Annotated in this window: 12 protein-coding genes and 2 tRNA genes; 13 read left to right on the top strand and 1 reads right to left on the bottom strand. The window is 53.3% G+C overall.

Features of this window, described 5'->3' with window-relative positions:
• Nucleotides 1-51: 51 nt before the first annotated feature.
• The 4 genes from folP to ACOTXR_RS06125 all read left to right on the top strand — a co-directional run bounded on the left by folP (nt 52) and on the right by ACOTXR_RS06125 (nt 2881).
• Nucleotides 52-900 carry a dihydropteroate synthase gene (gene folP, locus ACOTXR_RS06140; RefSeq protein WP_014885377.1) on the top strand — a complete coding sequence of 283 codons (849 nt, stop codon included), beginning with the start codon at nt 52-54 and terminating at the stop codon, nt 898-900.
• Nucleotides 893-2230, top strand: a complete 1338-nt coding sequence (gene glmM / locus ACOTXR_RS06135) for a phosphoglucosamine mutase (protein WP_058690891.1) — start codon at nt 893-895, stop codon at nt 2228-2230. Before folP ends, glmM begins: the two co-directional genes overlap by 8 nt.
• Nucleotides 2231-2452: 222 nt before the next feature.
• Nucleotides 2453-2785 carry a preprotein translocase subunit SecG gene (gene secG / locus ACOTXR_RS06130; RefSeq protein WP_003861803.1) on the top strand — a complete coding sequence of 111 codons (333 nt, stop codon included), beginning with the start codon at nt 2453-2455 and terminating at the stop codon, nt 2783-2785.
• 9 nt (nt 2786-2794) lie between these two features.
• Nucleotides 2795-2881: transfer RNA gene (locus tag ACOTXR_RS06125), tRNA-Leu, on the top strand.
• A 179-nt stretch (nt 2882-3060) separates the two neighbouring features.
• Here the strand turns inward: ACOTXR_RS06125 and argG are convergent.
• Nucleotides 3061-4407 carry an argininosuccinate synthase gene (gene argG, locus ACOTXR_RS06120; RefSeq protein ID WP_014885375.1) on the bottom strand — a complete coding sequence of 449 codons (1347 nt, stop codon included), beginning with the start codon at nt 4405-4407 and terminating at the stop codon, nt 3061-3063.
• Nucleotides 4408-4694: 287 nt separating this feature from the next.
• Here argG and ACOTXR_RS06115 point away from each other — a divergent pair.
• The 9 genes from ACOTXR_RS06115 to nlpI all read left to right on the top strand — a co-directional run bounded on the left by ACOTXR_RS06115 (nt 4695) and on the right by nlpI (nt 14915).
• A tRNA-Met gene (locus ACOTXR_RS06115) sits at nt 4695-4771 on the top strand.
• Between the two features lie 207 nt (nt 4772-4978).
• Nucleotides 4979-5431, top strand: a complete 453-nt coding sequence (gene rimP, locus ACOTXR_RS06110; protein WP_014833432.1) for a ribosome maturation factor RimP — start codon at nt 4979-4981, stop codon at nt 5429-5431.
• A 28-nt stretch (nt 5432-5459) separates the two neighbouring features.
• Nucleotides 5460-6962 carry a transcription termination factor NusA gene (gene nusA, locus ACOTXR_RS06105; protein ID WP_014885374.1) on the top strand — a complete coding sequence of 501 codons (1503 nt, stop codon included), beginning with the start codon at nt 5460-5462 and terminating at the stop codon, nt 6960-6962.
• A 24-nt stretch (nt 6963-6986) separates the two neighbouring features.
• Entirely contained in the window at nt 6987-9674 is a 2688-nt protein-coding gene (infB, locus tag ACOTXR_RS06100; protein ID WP_014885373.1) for a translation initiation factor IF-2, read from the top strand.
• Nucleotides 9675-9761: 87 nt separating this feature from the next.
• Nucleotides 9762-10166, top strand: a complete 405-nt coding sequence (rbfA, locus tag ACOTXR_RS06095; protein ID WP_014885372.1) for a 30S ribosome-binding factor RbfA — start codon at nt 9762-9764, stop codon at nt 10164-10166.
• A complete protein-coding gene (gene truB, locus ACOTXR_RS06090) occupies nt 10166-11116 on the top strand; it encodes a tRNA pseudouridine(55) synthase TruB (RefSeq protein ID WP_023331393.1) in 951 nt (316 codons plus the stop codon). The genes rbfA and truB overlap by 1 nt, the downstream gene beginning before the upstream one ends.
• 154 nt (nt 11117-11270) lie before the next feature.
• Nucleotides 11271-11540: a 30S ribosomal protein S15 gene (gene rpsO / locus ACOTXR_RS06085; protein WP_003861789.1), complete on the top strand. Its 270-nt coding sequence runs from the start codon at nt 11271-11273 to the stop codon at nt 11538-11540.
• Between the two features lie 242 nt (nt 11541-11782).
• Nucleotides 11783-13921: a polyribonucleotide nucleotidyltransferase gene (pnp, locus tag ACOTXR_RS06080; protein ID WP_200923718.1), complete on the top strand. Its 2139-nt coding sequence runs from the start codon at nt 11783-11785 to the stop codon at nt 13919-13921.
• A 109-nt stretch (nt 13922-14030) separates the two neighbouring features.
• Nucleotides 14031-14915: a lipoprotein NlpI gene (nlpI, locus tag ACOTXR_RS06075; RefSeq protein WP_013098912.1), complete on the top strand. Its 885-nt coding sequence runs from the start codon at nt 14031-14033 to the stop codon at nt 14913-14915.
• Nucleotides 14916-14964 lie beyond the last annotated feature (49 nt).

The following is a 14964-nucleotide window of genomic DNA, read 5'->3' as shown; positions in this document are numbered from 1 at the left end:
CTCCGGGGTTTTTCTTTTTCATTTAACCATATTGATACCAGGGATTTAGCCATGAAACTCTTCGCCCAGGACTCGCATCTCGATCTCTCACATCCTCATGTGATGGGTATCCTGAATGTTACCCCTGACTCCTTCTCTGACGGCGGCACGCACAACACGCTTATCGACGCGGTTAAGCACGCGAATTTAATGATCAACGCGGGTGCTACCATCATTGATGTCGGCGGTGAATCGACGCGCCCAGGGGCAGCGGATGTGTCGGTGGAAGAAGAGCTGGCGCGCGTGGTGCCGGTCGTTGAGGCAATCGCACAACGTTTTGAGGTATGGATCTCCGTCGATACTTCCAAACCAGAAGTGATTCGTGAAGTGGCGAGAGTGGGTGCTCACATTATTAATGATATCCGCTCGCTGACTGAACCCGGTGCAATCGAAGCCGCTGCTGAGACAGGGTTGCCTGTGTGCCTGATGCACATGCAGGGGCAGCCGAAAACCATGCAGGAGGCGCCGAAGTATGACGATGTCTTTGCTGATGTGAATCGCTTCTTTATTGAGCATATTGAACGCTGTGAGCGTGCAGGCATCCCAAAAGAGAAATTGCTGCTCGACCCGGGGTTCGGTTTCGGTAAAAATCTCTCCCACAACTATGCACTGCTTGCGCGCTTATCGGAATTCCATCACTTCGGCCTGCCGCTGCTGGTGGGGATGTCGAGAAAATCGATGATTGGCCAATTGCTTAACGTAGGGCCGAGCGAGCGCCTGAGTGGTAGTCTGGCCTGCGCGGTCATTGCGGCGATGCAAGGCGCGCATATTATTCGTGTCCATGACGTCAAAGAAACAGTAGAAGCCATGCGCGTGGTGGAAGCCACACTGGCAGCGAAGGAAAACAAACGCTATGAGTAATCGTAAATATTTTGGGACCGATGGTATCCGTGGGCGTGTCGGCGATGCGCCTATCACGCCTGATTTTGTCCTTAAGCTTGGCTGGGCTGCTGGCAAGGTACTCGCACGTCATGGCTCCCGTAAGATCATTATTGGTAAAGATACCCGTATTTCAGGTTATATGCTGGAATCGGCGCTGGAAGCCGGACTGGCAGCCGCGGGGCTGTCAGCTTCCTTTACTGGCCCAATGCCAACGCCGGCTGTTGCGTATCTGACCCGTACCTTCCGCGCGGAAGCGGGAATTGTGATTTCGGCCTCCCATAACCCGTTCTATGACAACGGCATCAAGTTCTTCTCCATTGATGGCACCAAGCTGCCGGATGAAGTGGAAGAAGCCATTGAAGCCGAAATGGAAAAAGAGATCACCTGCGTGGACTCCGCAGAGCTGGGTAAAGCAAACCGTATCGTCGATGCCGCGGGTCGCTATATTGAGTTTTGCAAAGGCACCTTCCCGAACGAACTGAGCCTTGCCCACCTTAAAATTGTGGTGGACTGCGCCAACGGTGCAACCTACCACATTGCGCCAAACGTATTCCGCGAGCTGGGCGCCAAAGTGATCACCATTGGCTGCGAGCCGGATGGTCTGAACATTAACGAGCAGGTTGGTGCGACGGACGTGCGTGCCCTGCAGGCGCGCGTGCTGGCAGAGAAGGCCGACCTGGGTATTGCGCTGGATGGCGACGGCGATCGCGTGATCATGGTCGACCACGAAGGCAACAAGGTTGATGGCGATCAGATCCTCTACATCATCGCCCGCGAAGGGCTACGTCAGGGTCAACTGCGCGGTGGTGCCGTCGGCACGCTGATGAGTAACATGGGCCTGGAGCTGGCGCTGAAACAGCTGGGTATCCCGTTTGTTCGCGCGAAAGTGGGTGACCGTTACGTGCTGGAGAAGCTTCAGGAGAAAGGCTGGCGCATTGGCGCAGAAAACTCAGGCCACGTGATCCTGCTCGACAAAACCACCACCGGTGACGGCATCGTGGCTGCGCTTCAGGTCGTCGCAGCGATGGCCCGTAACCATATGAGCCTGCACGATCTCTGCAGCGGCATGAAAATGTTCCCGCAGATCCTGGTGAACGTGCGTTTCACGGCAGGTAAAGGCGATCCGCTGGAAAATGACAATGTGAAAGCGGTAATGGCTGACGTTGAAGCGGCGCTGGGAAGCCGTGGCCGCGTGCTGCTGCGTAAGTCCGGAACTGAACCACTGATTCGCGTTATGGTGGAAGGTGAGGATGAAGCGCAGGTGACTGAATTTGCCCACCGTATTGCTGATGCCGTTAAAGTTGCATAAACTTGCACGCTAACTGTTTAAAAAGGCGACTTTTGTCGCCTTTGTTTTAAGCAATTAATGGCTTTTTGCTGTTTTTTTCCGCAGTTGATACAATGGCTCAAAAATGCCCTTGCGAAGGCCATTCGCTTTGGTTAGTATTCACACCCGCTTCAGTGGGAAACAAAATCCTGCTAATTGGTCGAAGCATTGGTATGCGGCAAATCCGCAAGGAACAGGTTGATTATGTACGAAGCTCTTTTAGTTATTTTCCTTATTGTAGCCATCGCTCTCGTAGCGCTGATTATGCTGCAGCAAGGTAAAGGCGCTGATATGGGAGCCTCCTTCGGAGCAGGCGCTTCCGGTACGCTGTTCGGTTCAAGTGGTTCTGCGAACTTCATGACCCGTACGACAGCGATTCTGGCTACGCTGTTCTTCATCATCAGTCTGGTGCTGGGCAATATCAACAGCAACAAGACCAGTAAAGGAAGCGAGTGGGAAAATCTGAGCGCGCCAGCGAAAACTGAGCAGACTCAGCCAGCTGCACCGGCGAAGCCAACCAGCGATATCCCGCAGTAAGTATTCCGTACCGAGGTGGTGGAATTGGTAGACACGCTACCTTGAGGTGGTAGTGCCCTAACGGGCTTGTGGGTTCGAGTCCCATCCTCGGTACCAATATTCCAGAAGAAAGACGTCGAAAGACGTCTTTTTTTTCGTCTGTACTTTGTGTTTTCGTAGGCCCGGTAAGCGTAGCGCCACCGGGCAAAATGGCGCGTGGTGCTACGCTTACCCGCCCTACAAAAGGGCATAAAAAAAGGCACCCTAAGAGTGCCTTCTGCATTTCTGAATAGCGATTACTTCTTATCGCTGTGCTCCAGGTTTTCCACCTGCGGCAGGCCGTTACCGGAGCTTGCGGAGAGCAGACCATTCTCAACATAGTTGAACAGCTTTTCACGGGTATCGGTGATGTCCAGGTTACGCATGGTCAGCTGACCAATACGGTCATCTGGCGAGAACACCGACTCACCTTTCTCCATGGTCAGACGCTCTGCTTTATAGGTCAGGTTGTCAGACACGGTGTTCAGGATGGAGTAGTCGTTACCGCGACGCAGTTCCAGAGTGACCTCACCGGTAATGGCACTCGCCACCCAACGCTGCAGCGCATCACGCAGCATCAGCGCCTGTGGATCGAACCAGCGACCCTGATACAGCAGTTTACCCAGCTGACGACCATGAGAGTGATACTGCTCAATGGTGTCTTCGTTGTGGATCCCGGTCAGCAGACGCTCATAAGCGATATGCAGCAGCGCCATCCCCGGTGCTTCATAAATGCCACGGCTTTTCGCTTCGATAATACGGTTCTCAATCTGGTCGCTCATGCCCAGACCGTGACGGCCGCCAATGCGGTTCGCTTCCAGCATCAGCTCTACGTCATCAGAGAACGTTTTGCCGTTCAGGGCAACCGGATGACCACGCTCGAAACGTACGGTCACCTCTTCTGCCGCGATCTTCACGTTCTCATCCCAGAACTTCACGCCCATGATTGGGTTAACGATCTTCACGCTGGAGTTCAGGAATTCCAGGTCTTTCGCTTCGTGCGTTGCACCCAGCATGTTGGAGTCGGTGGAGTAGGCTTTCTCGACGGACATCTTGTAGTCAAAACCGCAGGCAATCATAAACTCGGACATTTCATGACGGCCACCCAGCTCGTCGATGAAGTCGGTATCCAGCCAGGGTTTGTAGATCTGCAGCTCGGCGTTGGTCAGCAGGCCATAACGATAGAAACGTTCGATATCGTTACCTTTATAGGTGCTGCCGTCACCCCAGATGTTCACGCCATCTTCTTTCATCGCGGCAACCAGCATCGTGCCGGTAACGGCGCGACCCAGTGGAGTGGTGTTGAAATAGGTCAGACCGCCGGTGGTGTTATGGAACGCACCACACTGAATAGCCGCAATACCTTCCGCGACGAGTTGCTTACGGCAGTCAATCAGGCGCGCGTTTTCTGCGCCATACTCTTTCGCGCGACGAGGAATAGCATCGTAGTCGTCCTCATCCGGCTGACCCAGGTTCGCAGTATATGCATACGGAACCGCTCCCTTCTGGCGCATCCACAGCAGTGCAGCGCTGGTATCCAGGCCGCCTGAGAAAGCGATGCCAATACGTTGTCCTACCGGAAGATGCTTGAGAATCGTCGTCATAGAATAAAACCCTGCTTGATTGACTGATTAGAGACCGCTTTCGCTCTCTTGTGCATTTTTATGCAAAATAAGTGAGTATTCATTTAATCATCTTTTATCGAATACCGGAAGAGACTCGTGCGTTTTTTGTAAAAAATTTGGTCTGTTTCGTCTGATGGAAGTTGGGTTGACAGGTGGGGTCAACTATCAATATACTAAACGCCGATTTTACGTCCCGTCTTCGGTACCAAATCCCAGCATTATTTGCAAATTCTGTCCAAAACGCGTAGAATTTGCCACGTTTCAGGCGCGGGGTGGAGCAGCCTGGTAGCTCGTCGGGCTCATAACCCGAAGGTCGTCGGTTCAAATCCGGCCCCCGCAACCACTTTCCCATAAAGTTCTTTTTCAAATATACTGTGAAGACTCAGAGCCTTCGTAGCTGGATTTGAAAAAATTCTTTCGGAGAGTGCTCCAGGCCACAGTTGTGGCTATAGGGTTCAGTTATCTAAAGCCCCGATTTATCGGGGTTTTTTGTTATCTGACTACAGAATAACTGGGCTTTACGCCCTTTTTTTATGTCTTGGGGGTGGGCTTGTCCACATTAGAGCAAAAATTAACAGAGATGATTACTGCACCGGTCGAAGCACTGGGCTACGAACTGGTCGGCATCGAATTCGTTCGCGGCCGTACATCGACGCTGCGCATCTATATTGATAGTGAAGATGGCATCAATGTTGATGATTGTGCTGATGTCAGCCACCAGGTGAGTGCGGTTCTTGATGTTGAAGACCCAATTACCGTTGCGTACAACCTGGAAGTTTCCTCACCTGGCCTCGATCGTCCGATGTTCACGGCCGAGCACTATGTGCGCTTTACCGGTGAAGAAGTGGCTCTCGTTCTGCGTATGGCCGTACAGAACCGCCGTAAATGGCAGGGAATTATCAAAGCCGTTGATGGTGAAATGATCACGGTGACAGTCGAAGGCAAAGATGAAGTGTTCGCGCTGAGTAATATCCAGAAGGCGAACCTGGTTCCCCACTTTTAACAGTCTGGATTGAGGTGAAAAGCCCGCGATGAACAAAGAAATTTTGGCTGTTGTTGAAGCCGTCTCCAACGAGAAATCACTGCCGCGTGAGAAGATTTTCGAAGCGCTGGAAAGTGCACTGGCTACAGCAACCAAGAAAAAATACGAACAAGAGATCGATGTTCGCGTAGAAATCGATCGTAAAAGCGGTGACTTCGATACATTCCGTCGTTGGGTAATTGTTGAAGAAGTGACCCAGCCGACCAAAGAGATCACGCTGGAAGCGGCACGTTTTGAAGACGAAAGTCTGAACGTGGGTGACTACGTTGAAGATCAGATTGAATCTGTCACCTTTGACCGTATCACTACCCAGACCGCGAAACAGGTTATCGTGCAGAAAGTGCGCGAAGCCGAGCGCGCACTGGTGGTTGACCAGTTCCGCGATCAGGAAGGCGAAATCATTACCGGCGTGGTGAAGAAAGTAAACCGCGACAACATCTCTCTGGAGATCAAATCCGAAGGGATGCCGGGTAACGCTGAAGCGGTGATCCTGCGTGAAGACATGCTGCCGCGTGAAAACTTCCGCCCGGGCGACCGTATCCGTGGTGTGCTGTACGCCGTGCGTCCTGAAGCGCGTGGTGCTCAACTGTTCGTGACCCGTTCTAAACCGGAAATGCTGGTTGAACTGTTCCGTATCGAAGTACCGGAAATCGGTGAAGAAGTCATCGAAATCAAAGCGGCGGCTCGCGATCCGGGCTCCCGTGCGAAAATTGCGGTGAAAACGAACGACAAGCGTATCGACCCGGTCGGTGCTTGCGTTGGTATGCGTGGTGCGCGTGTTCAGGCGGTGTCTACCGAGCTGGGTGGCGAACGTATTGATATCGTTCTGTGGGATGACAACCCGGCGCAATTCGTGATCAACGCAATGGCTCCGGCAGATGTGGCGTCTATCGTTGTTGACGAAGACAAACACACCATGGATATCGCTGTTGAAGCGGGCAACCTGGCGCAGGCGATTGGCCGTAACGGTCAGAACGTACGTCTGGCGTCACAGCTGAGCGGCTGGGAACTCAACGTAATGACCGTTGACGACCTGCAGGCCAAGCATCAGGCTGAAGCCCATGCGGCGATCGACACCTTCACCAAATACCTCGACATTGACGAAGATTTCGCCACTGTTCTGGTTGAGGAAGGTTTCTCTACGCTGGAAGAACTGGCCTATGTGCCAATGAAAGAGCTGCTGGAAATTGACGGTCTGGATGAGCCAACCGTTGAAGCACTGCGTGAACGCGCTAAAAACGCACTGACCACCCTGGCACTGGCTCAGGAAGAAAGCCTTGGCGATAAGAAGCCGGCTGATGACCTGCTGAATCTGGAAGGTCTTGATCGTGCGATTGCGTTCAAGCTGGCTGCCCGTGGTGTTTGTACGCTGGAAGATCTCGCTGAGCAAGGCGTTGATGACCTGGCTGATATCGAAGGTTTAACCGACGAGAAAGCCGGCGAACTCATCATGGCCGCACGTAATATTTGCTGGTTCGGCGACGAAGCGTAATAAACTGTAGCAGGAAGGAACAGCATGACTGATGTAACTGTAAAATCGCTGGCTGCTGAGATTCAGACCTCCGTGGACCGCCTGGTACAGCAATTTGCTGATGCAGGGATCCCGAAGTCCGCTGATGACTCGGTGACCGCGCAAGAAAAACAAACCTTGTTAACGCACCTGAACCGTGAGCACGGTTCTACGCCTGACAAGTTAACGCTGCAGCGCAAAACGCGCAGCACGTTGAATATTCCTGGTACCGGTGGCAAAAGTAAATCGGTACAAATTGAAGTCCGCAAGACGCGCACCTTTGTAAAACGTGATCCGCAAGAGGCAGAACGCCTTGCCGCGGAAGAGCAGGCACAGCGTGAAGCGGAAGAACAAGCTCAACGTGAGGCGGAAGCTGCCGCCAAACGCGAGGCAGAATTAAAAGCTGAACGTGAGGCCGCAGAAAAAGCGAAACGCGACGCCAGTGATAAAGTGAAGCGTGACGCTGCGGAAAAAGACAAAGTGAGCAATCAACAGACAGACGAAATGACCAAAACTGCCCAGGCTGAAAAAGCCCGTCGTGAAAATGAAGCTGCCGAACTGAAGCGTAAAGCCGAAGAAGAAGCACGCCGCAAGCTCGAAGAAGAAGCTCGCCGCGTCGCTGAAGAAGCACGCCGTATGGCAGAAGAAAACGAGAAGAACGGTGTGAATACCGTTGAACCGACTGAAGACACCAGCGACTATCACGTCACCACTTCTCAGCACGCACGTCAGGCTGAAGATGACAACGACCGTGAAGTAGAAGGTGGCCGTGGCCGTGGTCGTAATGCAAAAGCTGCGCGTCCTGCGAAGAAAGGTAACAAGCACGCTGAATCCAAAGCCGATCGTGAAGAAGCACGCGCTGCTGTTCGCGGTGGTAAAGGCGGCAAGCGTAAAGGTTCCGCTCTGCAGCAGAGCTTCCAGAAGCCCGCTCAGGCTGTTAACCGTGACGTCGTGATCGGCGAAACCATCACCGTTGGCGAACTGGCGAACAAGATGGCGGTTAAAGGCTCTCAGGTCATCAAAGCGATGATGAAGCTGGGCGCAATGGCGACCATCAACCAGGTTATCGACCAGGAAACCGCACAGCTGGTTGCCGAAGAGATGGGCCACAAAGTTATCCTGCGTCGTGAAAACGAGCTGGAAGAAGCCGTAATGAGCGACCGTGATACTGGCGCTGCGGCTGAACCGCGTGCACCGGTTGTGACCATTATGGGTCACGTTGACCACGGTAAAACCTCTCTGCTTGACTACATTCGTTCTACGAAAGTTGCCTCTGGCGAAGCGGGTGGTATTACCCAGCACATCGGTGCTTACCACGTAGAAACCGACAACGGTATGATTACCTTCCTGGATACCCCAGGCCACGCAGCGTTTACGTCTATGCGTGCTCGTGGTGCTCAGGCAACGGATATCGTTGTGCTGGTTGTTGCTGCAGACGACGGCGTAATGCCGCAAACCATCGAAGCTATCCAGCACGCGAAAGCGGCGCAGGTGCCTCTGGTTGTTGCAGTCAACAAAATCGATAAGCCAGAAGCCGATCTGGACCGTGTTAAAAACGAACTGTCTCAGTATGGCGTTATGCCGGAAGAGTGGGGCGGTGAAGCACAGTTCATTCCAGTATCTGCTAAAGCGGGTACCGGTATTGACGACCTTCTGAACGCTATCCTGCTGCAGGCTGAAGTTCTGGAGCTGAAAGCCGTGCGTAAAGGTATGGCGAGCGGTGCGGTGATCGAATCCTTCCTGGATAAAGGTCGTGGCCCGGTTGCAACCGTTCTGGTTCGTGAAGGTACCCTGCTTAAGGGCGATATCGTTCTGTGTGGCTTCGAATACGGTCGTGTTCGTGCGATGCGTAACGAACTGGGTCAGGAAGTGCTGGAAGCGGGTCCGTCCATTCCAGTTGAAATCCTCGGCCTGTCCGGTGTGCCGGCTGCCGGTGACGAAGTGACCGTCGTGCGTGACGAGAAGAAAGCGCGTGAAGTGGCACTGTATCGTCAGGGCAAATTCCGTGAAGTTAAACTGGCTCGTCAGCAGAAATCTAAACTCGAGAACATGTTTGCCAACATGACCGAGGGTGAAGTTCACGAAGTGAACGTTGTGCTGAAAGCTGACGTTCAGGGTTCTGTGGAAGCGATCTCCGACTCCTTGCTGAAACTGTCTACCGACGAAGTGAAAGTGAAGATCATCGGTTCTGGCGTAGGTGGTATCACCGAAACCGACGCGACCCTGGCTGCTGCGTCCAACGCCATCCTGGTAGGCTTCAACGTGCGTGCTGATGCTTCTGCTCGCCGCGTGATCGAAGCGGAAAGCCTGGATCTGCGCTACTACTCCGTCATCTATAACCTGATCGACGAAGTGAAAGCGGCGATGAGCGGCATGCTGTCTCCTGAGCTGAAACAGCAGATCATCGGTCTGGCTGAAGTGCGTGACGTGTTCAAATCACCGAAATTCGGTGCGATCGCGGGCTGTATGGTTACCGAAGGTACCATCAAGCGTCACAACCCAATCCGCGTACTGCGTGACAACGTGGTTATCTACGAAGGTGAGCTGGAATCTCTGCGCCGCTTCAAAGATGACGTTAACGAAGTCCGTAACGGCATGGAATGTGGTATCGGTGTGAAGAACTACAACGACGTACGCGTTGGCGATATGATCGAAGTGTTCGAAATCATCGAGATCCAACGCAGCATCGATTAATTGAGATCGTAGGCCGGGTTAGCGAAGCGCCATCCGGCAATTATTTCAAAAGGGGCTTAAGCCCCTTTTTTGTCTGGAGAATTTATTATGGCGAAAGAATTTGGTCGCCCACAGCGCGTGGCGCAGGAAATGCAAAAAGAGATCGCGCTTATCCTGCAACGCGAAATTAAAGACCCTCGCATCGGCGTGATGACCACCGTGTCCGGCGTGGAAATGTCCCGTGACCTGGCCTACGCCAAAGTGTTCGTCACTTTCCTGAACGATCAGGACGAAGCGGCCGTGAAGAACGGCATTAAAGCGCTGCAGGAAGCCTCCGGGTTTATCCGCTCTCTGCTCGGCAAAGCGATGCGTCTGCGTATCGTGCCTGAGCTGACCTTCTTCTACGACAACTCGCTGGTAGAAGGTATGCGCATGTCCAATCTGGTGACCAGCGTGGTGAAACATGACGACGAACGTCGTGTTAACCCGACGGACGACAGCAAGGAGGACTAATGAGTCGTCCTCGTCGTCGTGGTCGCGACGTGCATGGCGTGCTGCTGCTGGACAAACCGCAGGGGGCATCCAGCAACGACGTGCTGCAAAAAGTGAAGCGTCTTTATAACGCCAACCGGGCGGGCCACACCGGCGCGCTCGATCCGCTGGCGACCGGTATGCTGCCGATCTGCCTGGGAGAGGCGACAAAGTTTTCCCAGTATCTGCTCGACTCCGATAAGCGTTACCGCGTTATCGCGAAGCTCGGCCAGCGCACGGATACCTCCGACGCGGATGGCCAGGTCGTGGAAGAACGTCCGGTGACCTTCAGTGCTGAACAGCTTGACGCTGCGCTGGAGAGCTTCCGCGGGGACACGATGCAGGTGCCGTCGATGTATTCCGCCCTGAAATACCAGGGCAAGAAACTCTACGAATATGCGCGTCAGGGCATTGACGTTCCGCGCGAAGCCCGTCCGATAACCGTGTATGAGCTGCTCTTTATTCGCCACGAAGGTGATGAGCTGGAGCTGGAAGTGCACTGTTCCAAAGGGACGTACATTCGCACCATCATCGACGACCTCGGTGAAAAACTGGGCTGCGGTGCGCATGTTATCTACCTGCGCCGTCTGGCGGTGAGTAAGTACCCGGTTGAGCGGATGGTGACGCTTGAGCACCTGCGCGAGCTGGTTGAACAGGCGGAAGTACAGGGGATCGCGCCAGCATCGTTGCTGGATCCCTTGCTGATGCCAATGGACAGTCCGGCAGCGGACTTCCCGGTGGTTAATCTTCCTTTAACATCGTCCGTTTACTTTAAGAACGGCAACCCGGTTCGCACGGCGGAAGCTCCGCTGGAAGGGCTGGTGCGCGTGACCGAAGGTGACGACGGTAAGTTTATCGGAATGGGCGAAATGGATGGTGAAGGGCGCGTTGCGCCGCGTCGTCTGGTCGTCGAATATCCGGTCGACGCGTGACGGTGATAACGCCTCATCTTGCGATAAGCAGGGGAGACGAGTAGAATATTGCCGCTTAACGCCTGGTAAATTGTTTAACAATCTGCGAGGCGTACATGGGGTCGCTGAATTAGAGATCGGCACCCTTACATTCTTTATACTTTGGAGTTTTAAAATGTCTCTAAGCGTTGAAGCTAAAGCTAAAATCGTTTCTGAGTTTGGTCGTGGTACTAACGACAGCGGTTCTACCGAAGTTCAGGTTGCTCTGCTGACTGCACAGATTAACCACCTGCAGGGTCACTTTGCAGAGCACAAAAAAGATCACCACAGCCGTCGTGGTCTGCTGCGTATGGTTTCTCAGCGTCGTAAACTGCTCGACTACCTGAAACGTAAAGATGTTGCACGTTACACCGCGCTGATCGAGCGTCTGGGTCTGCGTCGCTAAGTCTTGCGAGTTTCAGAAAAGGGGGCCTGATGGCCCCTTTTTTCAACCAGACGGCAGCAATTCACTGGAAACTATTGTATTGTTGCTATAAATGATCTTCATTGCAGAGGTTCGCGCGGCTAATGAGAGGCTTCACCCATGGGGGTGTCGGTTGTCATTAGTCGCGAGGATGCGAAGAAGGTCGGGTTAAATCGACAGCACGCCGGTGGTGTGCTGTCATACATTTAAGAAAGGACAGAATTTTGCTGAATCCGATCGTTCGTAAATTCCAGTATGGTCAACATACCGTCACGCTGGAAACCGGCATGATGGCACGTCAGGCTACTGCTGCCGTTATGGTAAGCATGGATGACACCGCGGTGTTCGTCACCGTTGTTGGCCAGAAAAAAGCTAAACCAGGTCAGGACTTCTTCCCGCTGACCGTTAACTACCAGGAGCGTACCTACGCTGCCGGTAAAATCCCTGGTGGTTTCTTCCGTCGTGAAGGCCGTCCAAGCGAAGGCGAAACCCTGATCGCGCGTCTGATTGACCGCCCGGTTCGTCCGCTGTTCCCGGAAGGCTTCGTTAACGAAGTACAGGTTATCGCAACCGTAGTTTCCGTTAACCCACAGGTTAACCCGGACATCGTTGCGATGATCGGTGCATCTGCTGCCCTGTCACTGTCTGGTATTCCATTCAATGGCCCAATCGGTGCCGCGCGCGTGGGTTACATCAATGACCAGTACGTGCTGAACCCAACTCAGGAAGAGCTGAAAGAAAGTAAGCTGGACCTGGTTGTTGCCGGTACTGAAGCGGCGGTTCTGATGGTTGAATCCGAAGCAGAACTGCTGAGCGAAGACCAGATGCTGGGCGCAGTGGTCTTCGGCCACGATCAGCAGCAGATTGTTATCCAGAACATCAACGACCTGGTGAAAGAAGCCGGTAAGCCACGTTGGGACTGGCAGCCAGAAGCAGCAAACGACGCGCTGAACGCACGTGTTGCGGCACTGGCAGAGTCTCGTCTGAGCGACGCGTACCGCATCACCGACAAACAGGAGCGCTATGCTCAGGTTGATGTGATCAAATCTGAAGTGACCGCGACCCTGGTTGCTGAAGACGAAACGCTGGACGCTAACGAAATTGGCGAAATCCTGCACGCTATCGAGAAAAACGTTGTTCGTAGCCGCGTACTGGCCGGCGAGCCGCGTATTGATGGCCGTGAAAAAGACATGATCCGTGGTCTGGATGTGCGTACTGGCGTACTGCCACGTACTCACGGTTCCGCACTGTTTACCCGTGGTGAAACGCAGGCCCTGGTCACCGCGACCCTGGGTACCGCTCGTGACGCACAGATCATCGACGAACTGATGGGCGAGCGCACTGACAACTTCCTGTTCCACTACAACTTCCCTCCGTACTCCGTAGGGGAAACCGGCATGGTTGGCTCGCCGAAGCGTCGTGAAATTGGTCACGGTCGTCTGGCGAAGCGCGGCGTGCTGGCCGTGATGCCAGAAGCTGACAAATTCCCGTACACCGTACGTGTGGTGTCTGAAATCACCGAATCTAACGGTTCTTCTTCCATGGCTTCCGTATGTGGTGCTTCTCTGGCACTGATGGATGCAGGCGTGCCGATCAAAGCCGCTGTTGCGGGTATCGCAATGGGCCTGGTGAAAGAAGGCGACAACTTCGTAGTTCTGTCTGACATTCTGGGTGACGAAGATCACCTCGGCGATATGGACTTCAAAGTGGCGGGTTCCCGCGACGGTATCTCTGCACTGCAGATGGATATCAAAATTGAAGGTATCACCAAAGAGATCATGCAGGTTGCTCTGAACCAGGCTAAAGGTGCGCGTCTGCACATCCTGGGCGTGATGGAACAGGCGATTAACGCGCCGCGTGGCGACATTTCTCAGTTCGCTCCACGTATCCACACCATCAAGATCAATCCAGACAAGATCAAAGATGTTATCGGTAAGGGCGGTTCCGTAATCCGTGCGCTGACCGAAGAGACGGGCACCACCATCGAAATCGAAGATGACGGTACTGTGAAGATCGCAGCAACCGACGGCGAGAAAGCGAAATTCGCTATCCGTCGTATCGAAGAGATCACCGCTGAAATCGAAGTGGGCCGTATCTACAACGGTAAAGTGACCCGTATCGTTGACTTTGGCGCGTTCGTTTCCATCGGTGGCGGTAAAGAAGGTCTGGTTCACATCTCTCAGATCGCTGACAAGCGCGTTGAGAAAGTGACCGATTACCTGCAGATGGGTCAGGAAGTACCGGTTAAAGTTCTGGAAGTTGACCGCCAGGGCCGTATCCGTCTGAGCATTAAAGAAGCAACCGAGCAGTCTCAGCCTGCTGCGGCGCCGGAAACTCCGGCTGCTGAACAGCAAGGCGAGTAAGGTTGCCATTTGCCCTCCGCATTGCGGAGGGCCTGGTATCAGGCAGGACGCCTTGTTAAGCCGCCGGGGGACAGGACGTTCATCCAATAGTTGTCTTCGGGAGTGGGAAATGAAGCCTTTTTTGCGCTGGTGTTTCGTTGCGACAGCTTTAACGCTGGCAGGATGCAGCAACTCTGCCTGGCGTAAGAGCGAAGTCCTCGCAGTGCCATTGCAACCGACTTTGCAGCAGGAAGTGATTCTGGCACGCATGGAACAAATTCTTGCCAGTCGGGCTTTAACCGATGACGAACGCGCACAGCTTTTATATGAGCGCGGAGTGTTGTATGATAGTCTCGGTCTGAGGGCATTGGCGCGAAATGATTTTTCACAAGCGCTGGCTATCCGACCTGATATGCCTGAAGTATTCAATTACTTAGGCATTTATTTAACGCAGGCAGGCAATTTTGATGCTGCCTATGAAGCGTTTGATTCTGTACTTGAGCTTGATCCAACTTACAACTACGCGCACTTGAATCGCGGTATCGCATTGTACTACGGCGGTCGTGATAAGTTAGCGCAAGATGATCTGCTGGCGTTTTATCAAGACGATCCTAATGATCCTTTCCGTAGCCTGTGGCTTTACATCGTTGAGCAGAAGCTCGATGAGAAGCAGGCAAAAGAGGCCCTGAAACAGCGCTTCGATAAATCGGACAAGGAACAGTGGGGATGGAACATTGTCGAGTTCTACCTGGGCAACATTAGCGAAGCAACGCTGATGGAACGCCTCAAGGCGGACGCAACGGATAACACCTCGCTCGCTGAGCATCTCAGTGAAACCAACTTCTATTTAGGTAAGTACTACCTAAGTCTGGGGGATAAGGACAGCGCTACGGCACTGTTCAAATTAGCGGTTGCTAACAACGTACACAACTTCGTTGAGCACCGTTATGCATTGTTGGAATTATCGCTCTTGGGCCAGGAGCAAGACGACCTGGCAGAATCGGACCAGCAATAGCTGACGACATAAACATCAGCCCGTAATCTTTTGATTGCCATCACCTTAA

Origin of the sequence: Enterobacter cloacae complex sp. IR53030 (assembly GCF_049238365.1) — a bacterium.
Classification (GTDB): Bacteria; Pseudomonadota; Gammaproteobacteria; order Enterobacterales; family Enterobacteriaceae; genus Enterobacter; species Enterobacter kobei.
Note: the sequence above shows the minus strand (reverse complement) of the source record. Positions and strands in the feature narration are given on the sequence as shown.